20 protein-coding genes and 1 pseudogene are annotated in these 24,870 nt (G+C 43.9%); 12 read left to right on the top strand and 9 right to left on the bottom strand.

The features are described from left to right. Window positions 1-139: 139 nt before the first annotated feature. The 8 genes from H6629_01670 to H6629_01635 all read right to left on the bottom strand — a co-directional run bounded on the left by H6629_01670 (window position 140) and on the right by H6629_01635 (window position 10,449). The gene (locus tag H6629_01670) at window positions 140-922 is read right to left on the bottom strand and encodes a hypothetical protein (GenBank protein MCB9066506.1); all 783 of its coding nucleotides are present in this window, start codon (window positions 920-922) and stop codon (window positions 140-142) included. Between the two features lie 12 nt (window positions 923-934). Further along, complete coding sequence (locus tag H6629_01665; protein ID MCB9066505.1) at window positions 935-1,300, bottom strand: DsrE family protein; 366 nt, start codon at window positions 1,298-1,300, stop codon at window positions 935-937. A 178-nt stretch (window positions 1,301-1,478) separates the two neighbouring features. Further along, window positions 1,479-2,969: an ATP-binding cassette domain-containing protein gene (locus H6629_01660; GenBank protein MCB9066504.1), complete on the bottom strand. Its 1,491-nt coding sequence runs from the start codon at window positions 2,967-2,969 to the stop codon at window positions 1,479-1,481. Then, on the bottom strand, window positions 2,966-3,829 hold the full coding sequence (locus H6629_01655) for a hypothetical protein (GenBank protein MCB9066503.1): 864 nt from the start codon (window positions 3,827-3,829) through the stop codon (window positions 2,966-2,968). Before H6629_01655 ends, H6629_01660 begins: the two co-directional genes overlap by 4 nt. A gap of 113 nt (window positions 3,830-3,942) precedes the next feature. Further along, window positions 3,943-5,067 (bottom strand): hypothetical protein, encoded by a 1,125-nt coding sequence (locus H6629_01650; protein ID MCB9066502.1) that lies wholly within the window; start codon window positions 5,065-5,067, stop codon window positions 3,943-3,945. 9 nt (window positions 5,068-5,076) lie between these two features. Continuing rightward, window positions 5,077-6,006 (bottom strand): hypothetical protein, encoded by a 930-nt coding sequence (locus H6629_01645; protein ID MCB9066501.1) that lies wholly within the window; start codon window positions 6,004-6,006, stop codon window positions 5,077-5,079. A 290-nt stretch (window positions 6,007-6,296) separates the two neighbouring features. Next, complete coding sequence (locus H6629_01640) at window positions 6,297-8,033, bottom strand: hypothetical protein (protein ID MCB9066500.1); 1,737 nt, start codon at window positions 8,031-8,033, stop codon at window positions 6,297-6,299. 55 nt (window positions 8,034-8,088) lie between these two features. Further along, window positions 8,089-10,449 (bottom strand): hypothetical protein, encoded by a 2,361-nt coding sequence (locus H6629_01635; GenBank protein MCB9066499.1) that lies wholly within the window; start codon window positions 10,447-10,449, stop codon window positions 8,089-8,091. Window positions 10,450-10,927: 478 nt separating this feature from the next. Between H6629_01635 and H6629_01630 the strand changes: the two genes are divergently transcribed. The 3 genes from H6629_01630 (at window position 10,928) to H6629_01620 (ending at window position 12,398) form a co-directional block, all read left to right on the top strand. After that, window positions 10,928-11,179: a type II toxin-antitoxin system HicB family antitoxin gene (locus tag H6629_01630; GenBank protein MCB9066498.1), complete on the top strand. Its 252-nt coding sequence runs from the start codon at window positions 10,928-10,930 to the stop codon at window positions 11,177-11,179. 4 nt (window positions 11,180-11,183) lie between these two features. Continuing rightward, on the top strand, window positions 11,184-11,399 hold the full coding sequence (locus H6629_01625) for a hypothetical protein (GenBank protein MCB9066497.1): 216 nt from the start codon (window positions 11,184-11,186) through the stop codon (window positions 11,397-11,399). Between the two features lie 525 nt (window positions 11,400-11,924). Then, the gene (locus H6629_01620; GenBank protein MCB9066496.1) at window positions 11,925-12,398 is read left to right on the top strand and encodes a hypothetical protein; all 474 of its coding nucleotides are present in this window, start codon (window positions 11,925-11,927) and stop codon (window positions 12,396-12,398) included. Window positions 12,399-12,674: 276 nt separating this feature from the next. Here the strand turns inward: H6629_01620 and pgsA are convergent, their stop codons facing one another. Next, on the bottom strand, window positions 12,675-13,226 hold the full coding sequence (gene pgsA, locus H6629_01615) for a CDP-diacylglycerol--glycerol-3-phosphate 3-phosphatidyltransferase (protein ID MCB9066495.1): 552 nt from the start codon (window positions 13,224-13,226) through the stop codon (window positions 12,675-12,677). A gap of 511 nt (window positions 13,227-13,737) precedes the next feature. Between pgsA and H6629_01610 the strand changes: the two genes are divergently transcribed. The 9 genes and pseudogenes from H6629_01610 (at window position 13,738) to H6629_01570 (ending at window position 24,790) form a co-directional block, all read left to right on the top strand. After that, window positions 13,738-14,781 (top strand): sugar transferase, encoded by a 1,044-nt coding sequence (locus H6629_01610; protein ID MCB9066494.1) that lies wholly within the window; start codon window positions 13,738-13,740, stop codon window positions 14,779-14,781. Between the two features lie 78 nt (window positions 14,782-14,859). Continuing rightward, window positions 14,860-15,651, top strand: a pseudogene (locus H6629_01605) (DUF3473 domain-containing protein). A gap of 233 nt (window positions 15,652-15,884) precedes the next feature. Further along, window positions 15,885-16,721 carry an STAS domain-containing protein gene (locus tag H6629_01600; protein ID MCB9066493.1) on the top strand — a complete coding sequence of 279 codons (837 nt, stop codon included), beginning with the start codon at window positions 15,885-15,887 and terminating at the stop codon, window positions 16,719-16,721. Between the two features lie 25 nt (window positions 16,722-16,746). Beyond that, the gene (locus H6629_01595; GenBank protein MCB9066492.1) at window positions 16,747-17,487 is read left to right on the top strand and encodes a hypothetical protein; all 741 of its coding nucleotides are present in this window, start codon (window positions 16,747-16,749) and stop codon (window positions 17,485-17,487) included. A gap of 15 nt (window positions 17,488-17,502) precedes the next feature. Further along, entirely contained in the window at window positions 17,503-19,875 is a 2,373-nt protein-coding gene (locus tag H6629_01590; protein ID MCB9066491.1) for a polysaccharide biosynthesis tyrosine autokinase, read from the top strand. 110 nt (window positions 19,876-19,985) lie between these two features. Continuing rightward, a complete protein-coding gene (locus H6629_01585) occupies window positions 19,986-20,957 on the top strand; it encodes an SDR family NAD(P)-dependent oxidoreductase (GenBank protein ID MCB9066490.1) in 972 nt (323 codons plus the stop codon). A gap of 17 nt (window positions 20,958-20,974) precedes the next feature. After that, on the top strand, window positions 20,975-22,003 hold the full coding sequence (locus H6629_01580) for a FemAB family PEP-CTERM system-associated protein (GenBank protein MCB9066489.1): 1,029 nt from the start codon (window positions 20,975-20,977) through the stop codon (window positions 22,001-22,003). A gap of 244 nt (window positions 22,004-22,247) precedes the next feature. Continuing rightward, window positions 22,248-23,360 carry an O-antigen ligase family protein gene (locus tag H6629_01575; GenBank protein ID MCB9066488.1) on the top strand — a complete coding sequence of 371 codons (1,113 nt, stop codon included), beginning with the start codon at window positions 22,248-22,250 and terminating at the stop codon, window positions 23,358-23,360. Next, window positions 23,357-24,790 carry a glycosyltransferase gene (locus tag H6629_01570; GenBank protein ID MCB9066487.1) on the top strand — a complete coding sequence of 478 codons (1,434 nt, stop codon included), beginning with the start codon at window positions 23,357-23,359 and terminating at the stop codon, window positions 24,788-24,790. Before H6629_01575 ends, H6629_01570 begins: the two co-directional genes overlap by 4 nt. Window positions 24,791-24,870 lie beyond the last annotated feature (80 nt).

Raw genomic sequence — 24,870 nt, 5'->3', positions numbered from 1 at the left:
AAGTTTTTCTGTTTTTTGCCTACGAAAAACGCGAAATAAACAAAATTTGTCATTCCTGAAAATGCAAAAATCTCCAGATTAACCAGCTAAATCTGGAGATTTTCGATCAGTTTTTTCTCCCTGCCTCCGTGGCAAAAAATCACCCCGCCAGATTCAGCAGCAGCTTGCTAAGCACCTGCTCCCGTTCGCAAACGCCCGCGACCATCCCTTTTGGGTCGATCACCACCAACGCTTCGATGTTTTTTTCGGTCATCGCTTTCAGTGCGTCGATGTTCGAGGTTGCAGTGGTAATCGTTTCATTCACCATATTTGGGTAACGGAGCAGCTCACCGGTCGCGCCGCTATTGAGCAATTCGACAAATTCATCGCCGAGTGCCGCTTTGTCGATGATACCGCGAAACGCCCAGCTCATCATGTAGCAGACGAATTTTTCTTTGGCATCGCGGAACACCACAAATTTGAAATTGCGGTGTTGCTCATACACATCCATCGCGTTCAACAGGTTTTCGCGGGAATACGGTGCGTCCGATTTGCCGATAGTGAGCAACAAAACCAGCGGTTTGGTCGGGTCCGGCGTGCGCACTTTCACGATGCTTTTAAAGAGCATTTCGCCTTCGGCGAGCGCCTGAACATCTTCCACAGCCACCGTTTCCGAAGCCGCGCTGACGTTCGATTGCGCCGCTTCCTTAAATTTCGCTTCCAGTCCGCCGGGAGTTTTTAACTCGCTAACTCTACCGGAAACAACGAGATAGATAATCAGCGGAAGCAAAATCATCGCAATTAAAATGCCGTCTGTGGCGATGCCCAAAAATTCCTTCAAAAACCAGAGCGTGAGAAAACCGCCGCCCAAAAACGAGAGCGTGAGTACGATTGCCCGTTGCTCGCGTTGGTCTTTCAAAAATTCGTCGAACGCTTCTTTCATCATTTTCTCCAATTACAAAGTGATCACATGATCCGGCGGATTTCCAGCCAATGCGCCATACAAATCCGGGAAACAACCAACCTGCACGCCTTCAACCGTGCCGGTCGGGCTGCAATCGCCGGCAACGCCGGTGGCGAGTCCGCGCTCCAATGCACACTGGTCGCACATCATCAACAACATGCCTTTTTCTTTGGCGATTTTTGCAAGCCGTTCGCCCATCGGATCGCCTTTTCGCAAAATATAGGTGTTGTCGTCGAAGAAAAACATGCCGATCACGGTCACGCCATGGGTGCCGTTTTCCAGTTGGGGCAGAATCATTTTGCCGAGTTTATAGCTTGCGGTATGTCCGGATGTGGCAAAAACGTATGCGACTTTCATCAATTTATCTCCTGTTTATGTTGTTGAATTTCCTGAAATAACGCGCAAAAGAAAGTGACGGGCAAGGGAAAGTTGTTTTTTAACCGCAGCGTTCGCTGAGGAAGCAGAAAAAAGAATTAAATTGGAGTAGTATCCTCTGATAACTCAGCGTTCTTTGCGGTTAAATTAGTCTGTTCCGTCAACTTTCCGCAGTCAAAAAATAAATGCGCTCCGGCGGCACGATGCTTTCGACAATTTCTTCATTGTGGGAAATCATCAAAATGGCAGCGCCGTCCGCGAGCTTGTATTTGATGAGCGCGACAATTTTTTGGATGCTTTCCAAATCCAGTCCGTTAAACGGCTCATCGAGAATCAGCAGGTCCGTATTGAGTAGCAGTGTGCGCAGCAAGTTGAGACGCTGTTTTTGTCCGCCGCTGAGCAATCCGGTGCGTTTGCCCAAAAACGCATCGTCGATGGTGATGTCAAAAATGCTGCGGAGATGTTCGCTCAGCGAATGATCGTCGAGCGGCTTTTCGAGCGGCAATCCAGCAAAAATTTCCCGCACGCTGGCTTGCAAATTCAGCGATTCATCCGCATGCTGAAACACCATTCCGGCGCTTTTTCCCCACACTTTTTTGCGCCATTTTCCCGGCTGTGTTTGCTCGCTGAAATCTTCGCCGGAGAGCGAAAACGCTAAATTTTCGGCCGTTTGCAATCCCATAATTATTTTCGCGAGCGTGGTTTTTCCGATGCCGCTGGCGGCTTTTACATAAGCCATTTCGCCGCTGCGGATGACCAATTCATCCGCTTTTTGCTGCGATCTGGCTTTCCGGAACTGCATCGTTTTCCCGAAAACGCGATAGCCGCTATCTATCGAAAACACTGTTTTTGCTGAACTTGAACCCGCAAAATCAGCGTGCTTTTCTTCGTCGATCCAGTTGAGATATTCTTTCGCCGCAAAATCGCGAAGCTGCAAACCGTTTTTCGATTCGGTCAATTCTTTGTAAACAACTTTCGATTGCAGTTGTTGCGGATAACCGGCAATTTCGCTGATAATCGAATAATCATGGGTAATAAAAATGCCGGTGAAAGGCGTTTCGGTGAACTTGTCGAGCAGCAATTTGAGAAAAATATTCCGGTAACGATTATCCAGGCTGCCGGTTGGTTCGTCGAACACAAACAGGTGATTGTCCGGTGCACCGTCCTGCTGGAATCGGGCGATTTTTTTGAACGCCATCGCCAGCAAAATGCGCTGTTTTTCGCCGCCGCTGGGGCGATATGGTTTCGGGAACACCCGCAAAATTTGCTGAACTGCCGCATCCGCTTTGCCTTCCCACAATTTGCCGAGCGCCTCCGCTTCGCCGGATTTGCCGCTCAAACTGCCCTCGTTAATCTGCGTTTCCAGCGTCCGCAGCGGATTAAGATGGCTGGACGGTTCCTGAAACACAAAAAATCCGTTGCGTTTTGCGGCAATTACGTTTTCATCGGCAAGGTAATCGCGGTAGGGCATGCTGTCGATCGTCACATCCAGCAAATGCGGATCGATCAGCCCGTAAATCGCTTTGGACAGCAGCGATTTCCCGATGCCCGATTCGCCAAATAAAAAGGTTATTTTTCCGGGCTGCAAATCAAAATTGTCGATCGCAACCAGCGTTTTGCCGTTTTTGGAGATGTGAATTTTATGGCTCATAATTCATATCTCCGGGCGAAACCGTTGGCAATTTTGTAAATGCACACCAATGAAAACACGATCAGAAATGCCACGGAAATTCCCTGTAAGTGCTTAAAAAACAGGTTCGGAAGATAGCCCGGATTGAGCAGCGTGTGCCCGATGGCCAGCACATCCTGTTTACTATCGATTTTGGCGAGCAGGCTGCCCAGCGTCACCGGCAGGTTGATTGAGCTGACATCGTTGGACAGCCCCACGGAAATGATAAAATCGATGCTGCAGAGCAGAAAAATGGTCACGCCAAAAATGGCGATGAGCTTGTTGAAAATGTGGTTGCGGCTGTTCTTCCACAAAATATCCACGTTCACGATCCGCCATTCGGAGATGCCGCAAACCAGCATTGCGTTGTAAAAATCGCTGCGCCGGAAATGGGCGATGCGTTCGCGAATGAGGTCTACAATTTCCAGAAAAACGAACAGGCTGATCGTTCCGGCAATCGCCAGAATAATCGTAGCGCCGCTGCCGAGCGCGTTCGATTGAATGCCGACGGTGATCAGCACAAATCCGAGCAAAATACCCACGATTTGCGGCACCGAGCGAACAATATTCAGCAAAAATGTGGCGGTGAGATACGCTGCGCTGTTGCGCATTCGCTCCAGAAAATACACCGCGACGCCAATCAACCACCCGGCAACCAGCGTAATTCCGATGACCAGCAGCGCAATCAGCATCGTGTTGACAAATCCCGTGCGTACCCGTTCAAACGCCGGTGCGTTCAAAAACAGCGCGTTCCAGATGGTTAGCAGCGCAATGCCGCAAAGCCAGATCGCCAGCCACAGCTTGTCTTTATCGGTGAAAAATTGTTGAATTTTCTGATTCATAAACTATTGATAATTATAGATATAATCTGATTATATCGACGCCCGCCTACGCAGGAGTGACAATTTTTGGTCATTCCTGAGTAGGCAGGAATCTTCGGTTAAATTTCCGAAAATCACTCATTTGCAAATCGTTGCCGTGTACGGAAAATCCGGTAATCCGCAAAAATTTCCGTGGCTTTCACCACCGCGAAAATCCCCAAAATGATCGCCAGCGCTACATCGTATCGATTGAACAGCAAATTTTGCAGCAGCTCGTAACACAAATGTCCCTGAATGTTCAGCGCCATTTCAATAATCACCAATCCGGTGATCAAAAACGATGCCTGTTCTTTGATGGTCGCCATGTATTGGAAATTGGCGTTTTCGTAAATATGCCCGAACACATGTCCGGGAAACGATTTATTGAACCGGAAAATTGCCGGCCAACCGATGCCGTCCGGCGTGTGTTGAAAATAATTGTTGTGCAAACTTTTGACGATCGCCGTTTGCACATACCCTTTGCGGCTTTCGCTGAGCAAAAATGTGTAAAATTTTTGAGCGTATGTGATCAGCAATCCGTTGGAAATCACGCCGAGCAACACCAGAAAAAATAGTGAATCCGTATCAAATCGCGTTTTGAAAGCATAGGCAATCACATACGCCGGTGAAAACATGATGAAATACAATCCCGCTTTCAACACTGCTTTGATGAGCGGAACCACCGAAAAATTGAGGTAGGGGAGTAGTGCACCGGCAGATTTCGGTAATGGCTCGGAGTTGACGAAACGCCAAAATTGCATGAGATAGCCCGGATCGTTTTGCTGGTATTTCACAAAACGGATGGTCGCCAGTGTTTGCACGCCGTAATAAGTGAGCAGCATGACGATCACGTAAGCGAGAATAAATTGCAGATACATGCCGAACAATTCGCCCATTTTTCCCGGCGAAGTGATGCCTTTGGCGCGGCGCTGGCGCTGCATGCTGGTGATTTGCTCGGCGCGATACGAATCGATTGCCCGAACCAGCGAATCGTTTTTGGCGGTTTGGTTGGGAAAATAGGTGTTCAGCGTTTCGCGCAGCAGCGATTTGTGCAGCGGATTACTCAACTCCAGAAAATCGAGCTGCAGATATTCCTCCAAAACGGCGTCGGATTTTGCCTGCTGCTGTTGTGCGGTTGTGTTGAAATGAACGATCAACGCGATGAAAATCGCGCTCACAATCACCAGACTCAATATATGTTCAATCAGATTTTTTTTCATTTTCTGAGATTACGTTTTCCGTCGAATCACAATTTCCGACCCGGAAATTGCCACCGAAAAACCGCTGTTCAGCAAATAATTTTCCAGCCGGATAAACAGGTAGCGGCTGCTTTCGTTAAACCGATCGATGTCACTGGAATTACTGAATTTACATCGAATGATTTGCTCGTTTTCGGTGTTGATTTCCCATTGCGGCGGTGTCCGGTTTTCACCCTTTTTTTCATTGAAATAGCCAAACAGCCGAGTCAGCACACGGTTGATTTCGCCGGTTTGCATTTCGACAAATTGCTGAACTTCAAAAAAAGATTTTTCGGCCGCCGGTGATTTTTCGGGCAATTTTTCCGCTGCCCGGATTTCCCAACTGCTGCCTTCGCCGCGTTTTGGGAGATTTGTCCAGCCGAACAGCACCGGATTTTCCGGCTGTTTTGCAAAAATTTGCCGCTGCCATTCGAACAGCCGGACAAACTGCTCACCGGTTGCCAGAAAAATTTTCCGGTCGTCGCCGATGTTGGGATAAGCCAAATCCTGCGCGATGAAAATTTCGCCGTTTTGCAACACCGAAACAGTGTCGCCGAGCAGGTTGCAGTTTTCCAAAAAAGCAAATTCCGCCGGTTGATTGCTGAATTTTGGCGCGCCGTCCTCGTCCGTTGCGATGAAAAATGTGTTCCGACCCAATCGCACTTTCATGCAATCGGTAAAGCCGTCGCTCAGTTTTGTCTGGCGTTCTTCGATTTGTAGCGGTTGTAATTTGGCAAAATTTTGCCGGATTTCATCACCGGTAATGCGCTGTTGATAGCGATTGTAAATCGTTAAATTTTCGTAACTTGCGGAGATAAAAAAATCAGCGGAATTTTGCGCAAAAATGCCCGAAATGCATCCGGTGCAAATCAATAGCCCAATCAGAAAATGTTTGGTGAAACGTTCAAAAAGGCGAGCCACAAAATTCCTGTGTGTTTGGGGATTTTAACTGAATTATTATTGCCGCAAAGGCGCGAAGCGCGCGAAGGTTTTTTAACCGCAGAGAACGCGGAGATCGCAGAGAAAAGATTTATTTTTATTGAAAAAACGAGCAAAAATAGCGTTTTAAATGTATGATTCTAAATCAGTTGCTCGCTTTAATTTTTTCTTTGAAATCTCAGCGCACTTTGCGATCTCTGCGGTTTAAAAAGTAAACCTTCGCGATCTTTGCGCCTTCGCGGCAAAACGGCAAAACAAGTAAAAACAAAGCGTTAGTCGCGGCGCTCCTGCCATTTTTCGATGGTCGAAAGCTGCGACGCCACGCCATACAATTGGATGCTCTGCGCATCAAACTGGGTGCTGAAATATGCCAGCGACGGCAGCGAGAACAGATACGCGCCCAGCGCAAGCTGTTGTTCGGTTTCTTCCAAAAATCCGGCGTAAGCCTGTTTGTCGCCGATGTAGTTGGAATACATAAAACCGTGCATGTGTTCGAGGAATTTCAGAAAATTTTCCCGGTCATCGCCAACCAGCGAGGCATCGATGCGGCAAAAATTGCGTCCGTTGAACGACGCAGGTGCTGCTACGCGTTCGCCTTTGGCGTTGGTTTCGGTGACGAGGTTGATTTTGTAAGTTTCGAAATCCGGCTCGCGGAGAAAAATATCGTATAAGTTGAATAAAAACGTGCTCTTATAGCCGTCGATCGCAACCAGAATTGCATCATAATTACCGCGTTTGATTTCGTCATTACTGACCGCTGCGGCGCGAACTTTACCGTTGAACAGGCTGCGATCGTTCAAAATTTCCAGCATTTCGCCGTATTCTTCGCGGTGCTGAAAATTCATCGTCGCAACAATGCGAATGCTGTCCGGCAGCACAGACAAATCCGGTGTGCCTTTTTCGCGCATCGGCAGCACAATTTCTTCCTCAACATAATAGCTGGAGGACGGGAAAACGCTGTAATTCAGGTAATCGCTGTAATTGTTTTTGTTGCCTTTGTAGTCTTCAATATTGCGTTGCTGCGGTGTTCCGGCTTTGTAAAATCGATCCATAATTACCTTATTATCCAACAACTTACGCAACTCGGTGCGCTGCTCGCGATTGAGCCGTTGGGTGTTGAACAGCACCGCAAAAAAGGTAGTGGCGATATTCGATTTCGTGAAATAATCCTCCGCATCGCCAAGAATGGGCGACACTGCGCCAAACGGCGTTTCCAGCAGCACGTTGATGTTGGTATTTTTCAACTCAGTCGTGAAGGTGCTGTTGTCCACAAACGGTTTCAGATCGACGAATTTCAGTTCCGCAGCTTCCGCGGGATTGTGGTAAAAACGCGGCACATCGTTCGGCGGGGAAGCGGGCGGCACGGTGAGATATGGTCCGGTGCCGGTTTCGTAGCTGGCGGCGGCCAGTTCCGCATCGTGCGGCAAAATTTTGAACGACAGCACATCTTTTATTTCGTCCACTTTCCATTCGCGATCGGGCTTGAACCGGAACTTGATTTCGTTGTTGTTGTCCGGTCCCTCAAAATCCCAGGTTTCCAGCGCCTGCGACACCAGAATATAGTCCGGCGACAGGCTGCCGAGCTGCTGAATTCTGCGCAGCGTGAAGCGCAAATCCTGGTCGGAAAATGTGCGCGGCTGGCTTTCGGTGACGGTCACTTCGTCATCATCTGCGGTTACGGAATAGCTGCTGTGCCATTTTTTCGATGCGTTCAGCCGGATAATCACGGTTGAGTTACCGACGATATCGATAAATTCGCCCAATCCGTCCTCATAAACGACGCCGCTGGGCGTTGCGGAAATGTTGAACAAGCCCTCGAACAACACTTCGTCCAGCTTGTCGGACAGCGCCACGTTGTGCGGCAAATGCGGATCGATCACCGGTTTCTGGTGCGAGATATATGGAATCACAATGTGATTGGAGAGGTCTTTTCGCAGAAAAAAATACAGCAGCGCGATGATTCCTACAAGTGCTAAAGCGCCAATTATCCACCACTTACGATTGTTCATAATTGTTGTTACCTTTGTCTGTTTTTATCTCTGATTTTCGCTTTTCGTTGCCGGATCAGTCGCGGCGAATAATCGGGCGTTGCGCCATCACGCTGATTTCCAGCACTTTGAACGCCGCGTGATTGAACTTCACTTCCAGAATGTTATCGCCATCTTTGCGAACTTGCAACGGGGTGATCTGGCATTCAAAATCGTTGCGTTCGGTCGGTGCGGTAATGGTAAATCGCCCTTCATTTTTGAGCTGTTTTCCGTTCAGCGTCATCGATTGATACCACTGTTCCGTGCCGGCGCTTTTGGCAATTTCGCGCGGTAATTTGATATTTACGTCAAATACCGGAAATTTCGCGTCGGATGGAATCTGCAAATTCACCCGGAAAGTGTAGCTGTTGTTCGCCTGTTGTGCTGCGTTCACCGGCACCACAAAAATCCGGCGATATTCCGTCGGTTTGGTGATCCATTTGGCGATTGCCGGATCCAGCTCCGCAATCATATTTTTGACTTTGCGATCGTTCCCTTTGTAATATTTGCCGTGGGTGATGACTGCACGGGCTTTTGCGATGCCGTTGTCATGCGGGCTACGGGTGAAATCGCCGTAAATCGCCTCAATAGATGATTTGGGGAATTGATCAAATTTCAACCCGTCCATATATTGCTGCAACCGCTGATTGTATTTGTCGATCACATTTTGCCCGCCGGCAGAAAATGTGATTTTGTGCACCGGCTGGAATGCTTCGGAATTATACAATTCGTCCACGTTGTTGATGCCGCCCTGATTCGCTGCGATAAACGCCGTTACGCGCTCTTTCGATGCCTGTTCGATGGCGGCGAGCATCTGCTCCTCAAATTCTTTGCAAAGCGACAATTTACGTGCGGCAAAAGCGTCGTAATCAATAAAATCGCGATCATTGTATAAGGCTTCGATGCGGCGCTCGGCATCGGCAAAATTCTGGTTTTGCAGTGCACGCCGGATGTCCTGTTCCTGCTGATCGATGGATCGCTGATCGAGATCACCGTACTGGTCGCGCAAAAACGCGATATCGCTGTGCTGTTTCAGTAACCGGATGATGCCGCGATAGTTGCCGCTATCTTTCAACATATTTATTTCGCCGGCCAAACTTTCGGCAACGCCCAATCCACGAGCCATGTCATTCACCTGTGCGCTCAGTCCGCGCACTTCATTTTCCAATCGGGAAACGATCGAATAATTGGTGTATTTGCCGTAATCGCTGCGGGAAAATGTCGGCAGGCTGGATTGCAACCGGTTGACATCGCCGCGCATACGCGAATAAAAACTGGCGGATGGCCAGCTTTCGCGCTTCAGTTGTGCGCGAAGGTCATCCACTTTTTTGCGGCTGGATTGCAGGTTGTCGAGATCGCGGTTGAACGCATCCACAAACCGGGTGAAATCACTGAATCGCTGATCGGGACGTTGGTTGGTGCGGTCATATAAATTTTTGGCAGCATTCGCCGGGAAGTCAATTTTGGAGAGATCGCGTTTGCGCTGCACCTGGCTTTCGTAATACGGAACAATTTCCGATAAGCGGTTGGCAACGGCATCTGCCACTTCGCGGCGCACATTTTCCGGATACCGATTTTCGTTTTCGAAAAATCGCATAATTTCCGGTAAGTTGCGAATAAACAACTCGTTATCCAATCTGCCATCGCGGGTAATTTGCAGTGCTTTCAGCGCGATGCGATAGTCATCCTGAAAACGCAGTTCGTCATCTACTTCGCGTTTTATGCCCAAATAATCGAGATATGCCCGGTCATCCGAGCCTTTTATTGCGCCGGGGAAAATAGATTCCGTCTCCAGCACGATGGCTTGCAATTTTTTGAGCGTCTCTGTTTTGCGATCCAGTTCGGACAATTCGCCGGCAAAATCGATAGTGCTGATACTAACCGTTGTGCCAAGTCCCTGCAATCGTTGACGATCGGCTTTGTTTTTTGCCAAAATCGTTTGAAATGATGCATATTTGGTTTCAAATTGGTAGCGCCAGCGTGGCACATAGCGATATTCCATATTCAAAAATGTTTTCGCATCAACGCGGTCAATCACCCATGTGTATGGCGTTGCACTGGCTTCAACCGGATAAGCTGCAACATTTGGTGATTTGCTATCGTTTTTTATCACTGGATCTTGCGTGTCCGGCTTTTTGTCGAACTGCTGTGTGAGGTAGCTGGAAAGTTGCGTTCCGTTTGAGAGCTGCACCACCAAATAATAATCGCTGGATGCAGGTGCCGGGAATGTCATAAAATACCGTTTGTTTTGCTTTAGCTCAAACGGCTTGTCTTTGTCGATGATTTCCGTATAACCGGATTCCCTGGGAACGATTTCCGGATTAGGTTTCAGGTGTTTGTATTTGCCGCAACCCCATAACAATAATGCAATTAGGGTAATTCCAATCGTTTTACGCATGATCATCCTTTCTAAAAGTATGTTGGTCATCAGGCATTTATTATGTATCTCGCGAATGCAAACATCAGAAATTTATGCCCAACGAGCCCCCGCAAAAAAACTGTTCAACTCAGATTGATCGATATTTGTTCGTTAAAAAAATCATTCGGGCAGAATCGTAGCTAATAAATATTCAGAAATCAAGATGTAAAAATGGGGAAAAATGAAAATCAATTTGGTTGCAAAAACAAATCGGTCATACATTTGATACAGATTAAGTTTCAATCAATAACTTGCTTTAGTTAACCAAAAATCTACAATGTTTTTCATCGCTTTTGCAACCGGATTGTTAAAAACCTGTTTTATTTTTAGACATTACGACAAGAAAATCGACGATTGCAATTAACATACGATCTAATTATTAAAAAAGTTAATCGTTTTGCATTCAGTACCGATTATGATTAGAATACGTTTCACGCTTAGATTACGGAGATAGAAAATGGAGAACACCTATTTCATTCTGAGTCATTATATCCAGCATGCTATGGAAATTGCAGAGTTTGAATTGTTGGAAGATGATACCTATGCAGGAAAAGTTGCAAATTGCGAAGGCGTGGTTGCTTTTGGCAAATCGAAACTGGTTTGCGAACAGAATTTGCAAGCGACGCTCGAAAGTTGGCTGTTGTTGCGTTTGAAATTGGGACACGCATTACCGATTGTTCATGGAATAAACCTCAATCAGGAGATCTAAGTTTATGAAAAACAACATTGCATGCGACCAAAACGCATTCATCAGCAAGCTGCGCGAAATGAATTTTTCGGGTCCGATCGAAATCGCTGGACGAAAATTTATGCTCTATCACGGCAGAGTTATAGCTGTACCGAACGAACAAGAATTTACAATTGCCCAGTTTCGCTTCCTAATTCACGAAGTCCAAAAAATTGCTTCAACAGAAGAATGGCAGCATTAATGCCGTATTTGCCCTAACCGTAATCAAATGTTTTAATGAATAAGTTTATCAAACATGAAAACTACTTTTAGGCATGCATAGCTTGCAAACTGATTATTCATAAAAACTGCATAAAAGTGGAAAAATGCAATAAAAATTGCATAATATTACAATATCTGATTAATTAACTGTAACTTCCCGCACAAATCTTTAGCAAAGTCACACTAATTTCACATATTAAAAATGGCTCTTTTGCGAATTCGATTTCCTGTCGAAATTTCGACATTTGGAAAGTTAATGAATTACGGGTTAGATGATTGATTCTGTAACATATTAATTTATCTATACTTGTGTGGTGTTGAAAAACCTATCAGCTTGTTGAAAATTACTGACTAATATTTACTGAACTGTTGTCGTTTATTAAAATTATACAAAATTGTTCAAAAACAATATTTTTGAGATGCTTTATTGCATGTACAACGCCAATCAATCGAATCGATAAATTTTTTTATCTGGGTTTTCAAGGGTTAAAATTGTGAGGTTACCATGGAACAGAATCATTTGACCGTAGGTAGTATTTCACGAGAAATGCTCAAGAATTTTACACGAAAACACCGCAGCAACGGGCGGCAATATTGGGATTTGCGTGATGATATTGATTGGCAGCATCGAATAGTGTTGACAGCAAACAATAACCGCATACTTTCGGCAGAAGTTTACTCAAACATATTTCGGTTATTGATGGAAATTTATATCGCGGAAAACATTGACCAAGCCCTCGAATTTTTGCAAAATATTGAACCATACGATACAGTATCTCATTTGACTGGTTGGCTCGATGCCTCTCCGGAAAACCTGAAATATTTGAATCTGTCTTTGGATGATGATTTTTCTAATAATGGGATGACATTATTAGCAAAAGCACATCAGATGTATCTGTTGGATTTGGGGCAAAATCTCGTCCATGCAATTGATAATTATATCCAAGGTAAATTGGAATATGCAGCTGTTGAAAATTGAAAGGAATGTGCTGCTAAAATAAATTTGGTTTCAAAAAAAGGTATCGCAATACAGATTTGCGATGCCTTTTTTATTTCTCTGAGTAGTCTTTTCAGTTTATAGTGGCAATTTATGTTGCCTGTAGGCGGTTTTGCGGGTGTGTGTTATTTTCGATTTCTGGTGCGAGATAGTTTGGATATGCTCAGAAAAATTGGAAATAGGCGTGTTTCAATAATTGATTATTTTGTGAGGATTGTGTAAATTAACAACTTAAAGTAAATATGCTAAGCGTGTGTTTTACCATCGAACAAGTTTTCTGAAGCTGCTGAGTAGCAAGTCGCGGTTTTCTACGACATAAAACACACCCGAAATTATCGTCAGTGTTGTAACGATTAGCATTGATATCCCAATAAAATCAAAATACTGAGCGGAATAAACTGATTCTGGTGGTGCATAATAATTGCGCCAGTTTATATATGCCAATATCATAAAAATTGTTACCATTTGTGCTGCTGTTTTCCATTTTGCCAAAACATGGGTGATAATAGGTTTGCCGGCATATAAGGCAAAAATTCGGTTAAATGTCATCACAGCATCGCGGATGACAATCACCCAAACCATCCAGAGAAAAATATAATCCAGCGCTGCAAATACAAAAAGTGCTGACGAAACCAGAATTTTATCTGCGAGCGGGTCCATAAATTGACCAAGTCGGGTGATTACGCCAAATTTTCTGGCATACCATCCGTCATACCAGTCGGTTAATGCGGCAAGAGTAAAAATCATGGAGGCAATTAGCTGCTCAGAGGATGATTTTTTTAATATCAAAACGATAAATACCGGTGTCAAAATTATTCGAAGGATGGTTAGCTGGTTTGGGATTGTCGGACGCATCGGCAACTTATTGCTTTTTTTGAGAAATTGATCGAGAAAACAGCATCTTAAAAAAGACCATTTTTACAAACATATTATTTTGGCATTCGAATATACTGCTTTATAACTGAAAAAATCAATGATATAGATGCTTTGAGGGAATGTACCTGTATTTTGATTAAACCCATTTTTGTTGTTTTTTGAAACAAGATTTTCATAATAGTGAAAATATTTCTAAAACTTTCTTTAATTACTTCGAAAATATCTTATGAAGTAATTAGTGATTATTGATCATTGAAAAATGGTCGTCAATGTTCTGTGAGTTTAATCATAAGAAGGGTAACCCGGTTAACTATATTATTGTCTAATGAGTTGTAGTTGACCCGGCGGAGCTTTAGCACCCTGTTCACTGAAATAAAAGAGGGAAATCCCCAAAGCTACCGCGTTTCCCAATGATTGAATACTATACTTAGGTAACTATTACGCTATGCTGCAAGCGAATACATCAAATATGTACAGAAAAGCAAATCTGAATGGTCAAACTTCAGGGCAAACGAACATTGCAATTTTGGGCGTGCCCAGAATCGCAGAACGAATGTATCGTAACTCCGAGTTTCCTCATAACATTGTAGGGTTCATAAAAATTCGCCCCAGCGATGGTATACCATTCAATACGGAATTTCCGGCAATCCTCGGTGATGTGAACAATTTGGGCGAAATCGTTCAAAAATTTAGCATCGAGCGTGTTTGGCTGGCATTAGACCCCATGGATCGACCCGTTTTTTCCGAAGCTGTTCGGCAATGCAAGCTCCAGAAAGTTGAGTTTGATCTACCAACAAAAAGCGGACACATTTCAAACGGAACACACAACGACGATGCTATTTACAATGATAGCAAATTATATCAGAACTTTTTAAATGATGTGATCGGTGAAGACACACTGAAGCAACCGATTTGGCTGCGTTTGTTCGATTTTTTTGTCTCCACAATGCTCTTTTTATTGTTTCTTCCATCATGGATTGTTGTTGCGTTGGCAATAAAGTTAGAGTCCAAAGGTGGTGTTCTTTATTCACAGGAACGTGTTGGGCAAGGTGGGCGAGTTTTTAGAATTTACAAATTCCGTAGCATGTATTCAGATGCCGAGAAGCGTAGCGGCCCCCAATTAGCAACCCAAAATGACCCGCGTATCACAAAAATAGGGCGAATTCTTCGGAAAACCCGGATTGATGAATTACCACAATTGTTTAATGTTATAAAAGGTGATATGAGCCTGATCGGTCCACGACCGGAACGCCCATATTTTGTTGAAAAATATCGTCAGCAAATCCCCAGATACGTTGAACGTTTGAGAGTCAAGCCCGGGTTAACGGGATGGGCACAAGTGGAAACCGGTTACGATGAAAGCCTGGAAGATGTGAAGGAAAAACTCAAACACGATCTTTATTTTATTGATCATTATCGCCAATTCAAATTGTATGTGTCCATTGTTGTGAAGACAATTTGGGTTGTATTAAGCGCTCAGGGACAGTAAATGAGTAAGCAAAATCACAATATACTGTCGTTTGATATTGAAGACTGGTTCCATCCCGAAATTTTTAACTGACGATTTCCGTCTGAAGAATGGGAAAAACAGGAAAGTCGTGTTGTCGAAAGCACCGAATTGATATTGAACTTTTTGGCTCGCAAAAACTTGAAATCAACATTCTTTTTTTTGGGGTGGGTTGCAGAAAAGTATCCCGAACTTGTTACTCGTGCCGCACACGAAGGTCACGAAATCGCATCTCATGGCTATTCCCACAAAATGATAACTCAAATGACGCCAGAATCATTTAGGCAAGATTTACGAAAATCGCTGGATGTTCTCCAACGTCTTGTTGACCAGCCGGTTGTGGGTTATCGTGCACCTACTTTTTCAGTTACAAAAGATACATTGTGGGCGTTGCCGATTATGTTGGAAGAAGGGCTACGTTATGATTCATCCGTCTTCCCGATTCATCATGATAGATATGGTATTCCGGATGCACCTCGCGAGCCATTTGTCATATACGAAAAAAATGGAAAAAAACTCATCGAATATCCAATGACGACCGTTAAACTGGGATCACAAAATCTGCCTTGTAGTGGGGGCGGCTATTTTCGTTTATTTCCGTTTCCGCTAACCCGGCATTTGATGAAACGTTGCCAAAATGAACAGCGACCCATCATTTTTTATGCGCATCCCTGGGAATTCGATACCGGTTTACCCAAAGTTGATTTGGGCTTTACTGGAAAAATTCGCCATTATAAAGGAATTCATCAGTTTTTGAAACGATTGGATGTGATTACAGATATGTTTCCGTTCACATCTTTTCAAGCTTCTAACCTGGCTATACAATCGCAATCTTCCTTTTCATTCAGTTAACATCGAGAAATGCCAGTGCATAAAATATCAATAAAAAATATTTTATGCGCAGAGTCACACCTTTTGGCGATTTTAACAATAATTTGGCGGTCGTTTAACACAAATGGCTCAATCATTCATAACTTGGTGGTTTTGAAAGTGTATTATAAAAAATGTAAATTCTTAAAGGAATTTGTAAAATTATCGAACTATTTTACCGATAGTATTCGAATAACAACGGAAAAATGGTGCGTATGAGCGAAAAAGACAGTGTAAAAATCGAAACCCGCGTATTGGATGAACAATCACGAGTTATGATGGTAACCATCAACGGTTATGTGGATCAGGCCAATAGTCATTTGCTTCAAAAAGTGATCGATCATTGCATAGCGGACAAGTATTACAGTTTAGTATTTAATTTGCAAAATCTTGTTTATATGAGTAGTGCCGGTTGGGGTGTATTAATTGGTGAGATCAAACGGTTCCGGGAAAATGGCGGCGATATTAAACTTGCCAACATGGGGCCGGAAATTTACGAGATTTACCAAATGCTTGAATTTTATCACATTATCAGTGAATATGGCTCTGTTGACGAAGCCGTGAAAAGCTTCAGCGGAAAAAAGATGGAAGTTCAGGATACCAAACCACCAACCACAACCGTTCAACGGACTTATCAGGAGCCTAAAGAAACTGATATACCTGAATCCAACGGTGATGTTAAACCAGAATATTCACCGAGTGAATCCGAAGAAATGGTTATCTCTGAGGAAGAAATCGATATCAATATTGATGGAATTTTGGCCAGCGAAGGTATCGTGAAATCTGGCGGTGAAGATAACCGTGCCGGATATGTTGAGTTTGATTTGGGGAAATTTGAAAAAGAACCTGACATGAAAATCCGTCCTGTTCAGGATAAAATCCGTGATATTATATCCAAACATCCTGAATATGGTTTTTTCAAAATAAAAAAAGCGTTAGATGCAGAAGAATATTCACATGTCAAAATTGGCATATTCAAATTGCGCTCCATTTTAAAAGCGCTGGAGTTGGATACAAAAGAGAAACGGTATCGTTTCTTTCGATCGGCTTGACAATAAAAACGAATTGGAGGTAACGGTGATTTTGACTTTCAAAAAATCGCTTCCACTGTTGATGTTCTTGAGTTTCGTGTTGCAAATGATTATTTTCAGTCCTGTGATGGCAAATAACCCCGAACAACCGGGAAACCCAGAATTGTTTGAAGCACCGGTTTCTCCGGGACAGGGTGTCACCGGCATCCGACGTGGTTTTTCCCCTGGCGATGGCGTTTCCATTTCAACTTATCCGGATACTACTTTTTTTCTGAATGGTGTTTTCCCGATTGATGATGGCGGATACGTAGAACTGCCTATTTATGGCAAGGTGCGAATCACCCAAATGACGGAAGCAGATTTCACCAATTATTTACTCGACAAATATAAAGATTATCTCCGTTTTCCGAATATACAGGTTAAACCGATGATTCGGTTGAGTGTTTTGGGCGGTGTTCGAAAGCCAGGTTTTTACTACTTTGATAATGATTACTCATTATGGGAAGTTATGAAGCTGGTTGGTGGGACATTGGACGAAGATGGATTGAAACAAATGCGCTGGAAAAGAGATGGCGACAATGTTCAGGAAGACCTTATTCCGTATATTCAATCCGGTGTTGCATTGAAAAATATATCCTTCCGTTCCGGCGATCAAATTTGGGTACGTTCACCCAACAAACCGGGCTTTTTTGCCAAAACACGAAATGTATTAAATTTTGTGGGAGCGCTAGCCGGATTCTTTACATTATATATAACATATCAACGATACGTGATTCAAGGGCGGTAACAATTATCCGAGGTAATGATGAATATTAATGCCAATGGGCACCGGCGGGGCACAGGTAACAGCTTTGTCGAGCCGGAAAATGAGATTAAAAAATATTTACGCATCCTCCGAAAGCGGCTGTGGCTCATACTGAGCGTTTTTGTGCTGGTTTTTGCAGGATGGGTTGGCTATGTGGCAATGTATGACAGCCAGCCATTATATACCGCAGAAACGTTGCTCCATTTTCAGGATGCCCGTAAAGTTGGCGCATTGGATGGTGATAACGGACGCCGGGTTAACGAAAGCCGGGTAACCACACTGACAACCAATAAGTTAATGGAACAAGTTGTTGAGGAGTTACAACTTAACCTTTCCGTTACTACAGAAGGTGTGGACCGTAATGACCTGTTCCGTTATGTGAACGTATCTTTTAATAGCGTTGACGGTCAATTTAAGGTGCTAAAAAGCACAGACCAAATTGGCAAATACAGTTTGCTGTATACCAACCCGGCAAATGGAATTGAAGACAAATTGCTCACAACTTTTGCCGTTGAGGATACGGTTCGGCTGGCGAATTACAGTATTGCATTTGCTTTGAACAGCGATTTTGTCAAAGGCTTAGGGCAAAAATTTGTTGAATTTAAAATTCGCGATACCGACCGGGCAATTTCCACATTGCGAAATATGATCGGGCAAAGGTGGCTGGACCGCAGAAATATGACCTATCTGGAAATTTCTGCCACTCATTCATCGCCCGTAATGGCTGCAAAAGTTGCTAATACATTAGCAACCCGGTTTGTTGAGTTCGATTCCAGAATCAAAAACCGCAAAAGCAACGAAGCAGAAAAAAACCTCAAAAGCCAATTGGATATTTCAAAAGAAGAGCTGGAAATAGCCAATCAAAGGTTACAGGTATTTCGCGAAAAAAATCCTGATGTAATCGAAGGACGTGTCGCGACATCTTTAGCCACATTGGAGCAAGGTCGTGCAACTGCGCAGTTTAAACAGAATGAAATCCGTCAGTTGATTCAGCAAATCAGAGAAACCGAAGATTTCGATGAAAAATCGGTGCGCGTTCGCGAGTTAGTGCAATATCTGCTGGCTGATGGTCTGCCATCCGGCACCGCTTTCGATTCCGAAATGCGTGAATTGACAACTGCACGCAATGAAATGTATACCAAACAATTTGTATCGCCGGCGGAGCTTCGCGAAAATGAAGCCCGATTCAATGCACTGTTTAATAAAATTATCGATTTGGCAACTTCGCATATCGATAAACTGAGCACAGATGTTACGGTTGCCGAACAAAATATTTTGAATGAACGCGGAAAACTCAGCGCTCTACCCAGAAAAGAACGCGAATTAACTGCATTCGTACGTGATCAGGAAGTCAAACAACGGCTATATGAAGATATTCTGTTGCGCTACAATCAGGCAAAACTCAGCAACGAAGTGGAAGTCGGTGATGTTTTCATTATGGATGAAGCCCGCATTCCGCCACTCCAAAGCAGCTGGAAAATTGTCCTCCAGAAATCGCTGTTGGGGCTTATGCTTGGTATAGGTTTGGGCATTGCCTTAGCTATTGTTCTGGAATTTTTTGATAAAACAGTGCAAACCGCCGAAGACCTCGAAGGGAAATTGAAATTTCCCGTTATCGGGAGTATTCCTGTGATTTACGATGAAAACGATATTCCGGACAACGTAAAAGATATCAAAGGAAAGCGAGATGCGAAGCTGATTACTCTGGATTATTCACCCACTTTGGAATCAGAATCGTATCGCGATTTGCGGACGAAACTCCTCTTTTTGAGCCAAAAACAAAAACTGGGCTCATTTGTAATGACCAGCTTGCGCCCGAACGAAGGTAAATCGTTAACTTGTGCAAATTTGGCTATAACTTTTGCTCAACAAAAAATCTCCACATTGTTGATAGATGCGGATTTACGTCGCGGTGTTTTACACAATGTTTTTGGTAATCGCAAAAAACCTGGTCTTGGTGATTTCCTCGTATCCAAAGCAACTGTGGATTATGAGAATATCAAAAAGTTGATCCAGAAAACGATTATCCCAAATTTACACATCATCACAACCGGTTCGCCGATCCCGAACCCCACCGAAATGTTGGGCTCCGAGCGAATGAATGCATTGTTGAATATGTTAAAGCAGCATTACGGAATGGTTATTTTAGATACTGCGCCATTTCAGGCGAGTTCGGATGCGCCAATTCTTACCCGGAATGTGGATGGATTGGTGGTGGTTGTTCGCGCAGATTACACGAATGTTGAACAACTTGAACAAAAATTGCGTGAATATGCGCAAATTCAGGATAGCTTGCTCGGTTTGGTTTTAAATATGGTGAAAACCGATGTCAAAAAAGAGCGTTATCAATACTCATATTACAACTACTAAGTTGATAATAAACAAAATGTTGACGCGGGACAGGTGTGTTCCGCGTTCTTTTTATCCAGATGTTAGTTGAAAAACTGAAATCGGTTAGCAAGGTAATCTGACGAGGAAAAATGACTTATTTTGTAACAGGTGCAGCAGGGTTTATCGGTTCCAAAGTCGCAGAAAAACTGCTCGATCGCGGCGAAAAAGTTGTTGGCATTGATAATATGAACGATTATTACGATGTTCGTGTTAAACAATGGCGGCTGCAACATTTACAAAAAAACAGTCGCTTCCAATTTGTTCAGGGTGATATTGGCGATCTTGAACTGCTCAAAAATATCTTTAATGAACATCAATTTGATGCAGTTTTTAATCTCGCAGCCCGCGCAGGCGTCCGTGCCAGCGTTGCAGATCCGTGGGTGTATTACCAAACAAATGTAACCGGAACGCTCAATTTGCTCGAATGTTGCCGTCAGAAAGGCATCCGTAAATTTATTCTGGCATCAACATCGAGTGTTTATGGCGAAACAGAAACACCGTTTAACGTGGGAAATAAGACCGATACGCCGCTTTCGCCATACGCTGCGTCCAAAAAAGGTGCGGAAGCACTTTGCTATTCGTATCATTATCTCTATAAAATTGATGTGAGCATACCGCGATATTTTACCGTTTACGGGCCGGCGGGACGACCTGACATGTCTTATTTCAAGTTTCTATTGAAAATTGACCGGGGTTTGCCAATAGATATTTATGGTGATGGCAAACAAAAACGCGATTTTACTTTTGTAGATGATGTCGCGGAAGCAACTGTCCGCTGCCTCGATTTAAGCGGTTACAATATCTTCAATGTTGGCAACGATCGCCCGGTTGAACTGCACCAAATGATTACACTGCTCGAAAAATTGATGGGAAAATCCGCAAATAAAAACTACATGGACCGGCATCCGGCAGATAATCCGGTAACCTGGGCAAATTTGGACCAGACTCTCCAATTGCTCAACTGGCGTCCACAGGTGCCGTTGGAAGATGGGTTAAAAAAAGTTTGCGATTGGTTTGCAGAAAATAAAGTGTGGTTGAGGGAAATTGATTTAACAGATTGAAAAACAGCAGGGATGGGATGGAAATTAAAGCATTTTTAGAAGCACCCGATGGTTGGGATCGCTTTGTAAACGAACACAAAAACGGAAAAATATACCACTCCACGGTTTGGAACGACATGGTCAAAACTACTTTTGGCCACCAGATTTACTATATAACCCTTACTGAAAATCAAAAAATTACCGGCGTTTTGCCGTTGACCGATTTTAAATCGTTGCTTTTCGGGCGCTTGGCGGTATCGCAACCATTTGTCAATTATGGCGGTCCACTGTTGAGCAACGATGACCAGATCGAACCGTTAATGCAATTTCTGGAATCATTCCGGGTTGAAAAAGGATTTAAATCTATCGAAATCCGGCAGGGTGAAGCTTTAAATACCGGCAAGCCTTGCAAACAACATAAAGTGACGTTTTTTCTGGATTTACCGGCTGATCCGGATGAGCTGTTCAACGGATTTAAAGCCAAATTACGCAGTCAGATCCGTCGTCCGATGAAAGATGAGATGACCGGAAAAACCGGTGGACTGGAACTTCTGGACGAATTTTACAAGGTATTCACCATAAATATGCGGGATTTGGGCACACCGCCGCTACCGCGTCGGTTTTTTGAAAATATTCTCAAAACTTTTCCGGAGGAGGCGTTTATTGGTGTGGTTTATGCCGCCAATGGCGATGCCGCGGCAGCCTCTTTTTTGATAAAATATGGCGATATCATGGAAATTCCCTGGGCGTCATCGTTGCGGGAATATAATCGCTCCAGCCCGAACATGCTGCTGTATTGGGAATCCCTGAAACTAAGTATCGAAAAAGGCTGCAAACGGTTTGACTATGGGCGTTGCACACCAGATTCCGGAACCTATCGCTTCAAAAAACAATGGGGTGCCGAGGAATCACCGTTGTACTGGTATTATATTTTGCCGGAAAAAGAGGAACTGCCGGAAATGAATCCGGACAACAGCAAGTTTGATATGTTCATAAAAATTTGGCAAAAAATGCCGCTTTCTTTCACCAACTCGGTTGGACCGTTGGTGATCAAACATATTCCATAATCCAAAGTAGCTGTAAATTATGAGCTTAACCGCAATCATTTTTGCATTGGTTTATTTTACGGGGTTAATCCTTACGTTTTACAATCCCGTTTATGGCGTTATTACCTATATTTTTGAATGGCACAATCACCCGCCGTATTTCTGGTGGGGCGATGCGTTGCCCGATTTACGGTGGTCGTACACAATCGCACTTGCAACGTTGATTAGCTTTTTTATCAACCGTAATCGCCTGAAACCGATGTTGGTGAAACCCGATCTGAAAATACTGATTTGGGTTTGTTTTATCATTCTGAACATGTTTGTTGTATCGTACATGTTCGCATTGTTTCCAGATGCCAGTTTCGAAAAGACCATGGATGTGGTTAACAAGCTTATGCTGTTTTATCTGCTGGTCAGCCTTATGCGCACCCAACAGGACTACCGCATTTTAATGTGGGTGATCATTGTTTGTGTGTCACATATGGGATTTATAGCATGGGATGTCGGGTCCAACCGTGATATCGGTGTCATCGCGCCAAATGCTACGGAAGAAAACGCGCTGTCTGCACATGTGATGGCAATGCTGCCCTTTTTTGGCATTTATTTTTTGTTAAGTAACCGCTGGCAAAAAATTTTCATTTTATTGGCGGTGCCATTTTGTTTGAACCTGATTATTCTGGCAAATAGCCGCGCAACGGTTGTGGGTTTAATGGCTATCGGAATGTTTTCTGTTTTGCTGATGCGCGGTAAATATAGAATGCTTGTTGTTGTCGGAATAATTGGTGCAACGGCGCTATTTTTAAATTTGACGAACGAATCATTTTCGGAAAGACAACATACGGATGTCAGCGATAATTCTGCCCAAAGTCGTCTGTGGATTTGGGGTGGCGCATTCGAAATGTGGAAAGAGCACCCGATGGGCGTTGGCGACGGCGGATTTGAAGAGCTTTCCATGTCATATATTCCGGAAATCAACTCTCCAAAATCGCAGCACAATACGTTTGTCGCAATTTTTACAGATTGGGGTTTACTTGGGCTATTACTTTATTTAGGCCTGTTAACCCATGCGTTTATGATCACGGTGCAAGTGAAGCGCTTATCAAAATGGCGACCTGAATTGCGATGGTATTATTTGAACACAACCGCAATTCAATTGTCATTAATCGGGATATCTGCCGCGGGAGTATTCCACAGCAGGCAGTATGCCGAAGTCGTATATTGGTTGATTGCGTTTGCTATTGCGCAAAAGCGGTTAGTACAAAATGAAATTGCAGAAATTGACCTCGAAGAATCCGGAGAAACTTCCGAAGCGGAATTAATACCGATTTCTGAGAATGGTAATGGATTACCAATTGGGCAACGTCAGGGGATGGGATGAACCGATTACTCATATTAACCACAAATTTTCCACCATCGAAATCCATCGGGACACAGCGGATTTTGCGGATTTGCAAATTTCTGGATCGCAATCGCTGGAAAATTTCGGTGCTCACGTTAAAAGAAAAGTATTATCCGGAATACAATGGCGACGATTCTCTGCCGGAATTTATGCAGGATGTTTCCGTCACACGAACCGGGAAACTCGATGTTGTCCACCATTTATTGAATGTTCGTGAGAATATCAAAAAAACAGATAGCGGTGAAGATTCCGCCGCTGAAAAACCGCAAAAAACAGCAAATCCCGTTGCAAATGGGAAAGCAAACGGTGCTGTTGCCAATGGCGTTTCGTTGCAGGATATTGGGTACAAACCTGCAGAAAAATTGGCAAAGCGCAGCAAATGGCAAGTCCTGAAAGATTTTTTTACCGATATATTGCAATTTCCGGACAAAAATATGACCTGGCTGCCGTTGGCGATTTGGCGTGGATTTTGGTTGATTAAAAAGCAAAAAATCGATGTCATATTTTCCAGTTCACCGCCGCACAGTCTGCATTTGATGTCCGCAATTCTCAAAAAACTGACCGGTGCGCGATTGGTGATCGATTTTCGCGATCCGTGGGCACGCTCACCGTGGCACGATGAAGAGCGCGATGCCAACAGTTTTGAAAAATGGAAACATGATAAAATTGTTGCTTTCGAGCGGTGGGTAGTTCGGCAAGCCGATCAGGTTGTGCTGATTACACAGGAAATGTATAACGACTATGTCGCGCATTACAGCGATTTGCCAAAAAGCAAGTTCCGCCTGTTCAACAATGGATTTGATCCGGAGAACCTCATTCAGTTTGATGGCAGCGAAGCTGAAACGCCACGTACCCGCGATAAAATTCGGTTTATTCACGCCGGATCGTTATACAAACATCGCGATCCCAGTCCGATTTTATTGGCTGTAAAAAATCTGGTCGATAACGAAATCATCGATCGCAGCAAGGTGGAATTCATTTTTCTTGGTGCGGTAACCGACCACCAAAAGCACACAAAAGCGCTTTCCGAAGATTTGGGATTGGCGGATGTTGTCAGTTTTATCTCAAAAGTAAGTTATCAAAAAAGCCTTGAATATATGGCAAACAGCGACGTGCTGATTCTGTTACAACCAGTCACCAAATTGCAATTGCCCGGCAAATTCTACGATTACATTTGTTGGGATAAGCCCATTCTTGCAATTGCAGAAGAGGGGAGCGCCACCAAAAATGTGGTTGTTGACCGGTTTGGGGTGTTTGCAAATTTCAACGAAATCGAAGATATCGAAAAAGGCATCGTGTTTTTGTTTGACAACCCGGATTATCTGGTTGAAAGCATCCGCGAAAACCGCCAGTTTTTTAACATGGCAAACGCCATCAAAACGTTCGATAATATTTTGGAGTCACGATAAAAAATTGCAGCCTGCAAAATATCCGAGTATCACAAATCCGGTGACAATGCCGACAATGATTGGCATAACTCGAATGTTTT

Source organism: Calditrichia bacterium (genome assembly GCA_020634975.1).
In the GTDB taxonomy this organism is placed as follows: domain Bacteria; phylum Calditrichota; class Calditrichia; order RBG-13-44-9; family J075; genus JACKAQ01.
The sequence above is the reverse complement of the archived record's forward strand: the minus strand, read 5'-3'. Positions and strand labels throughout refer to the sequence as shown.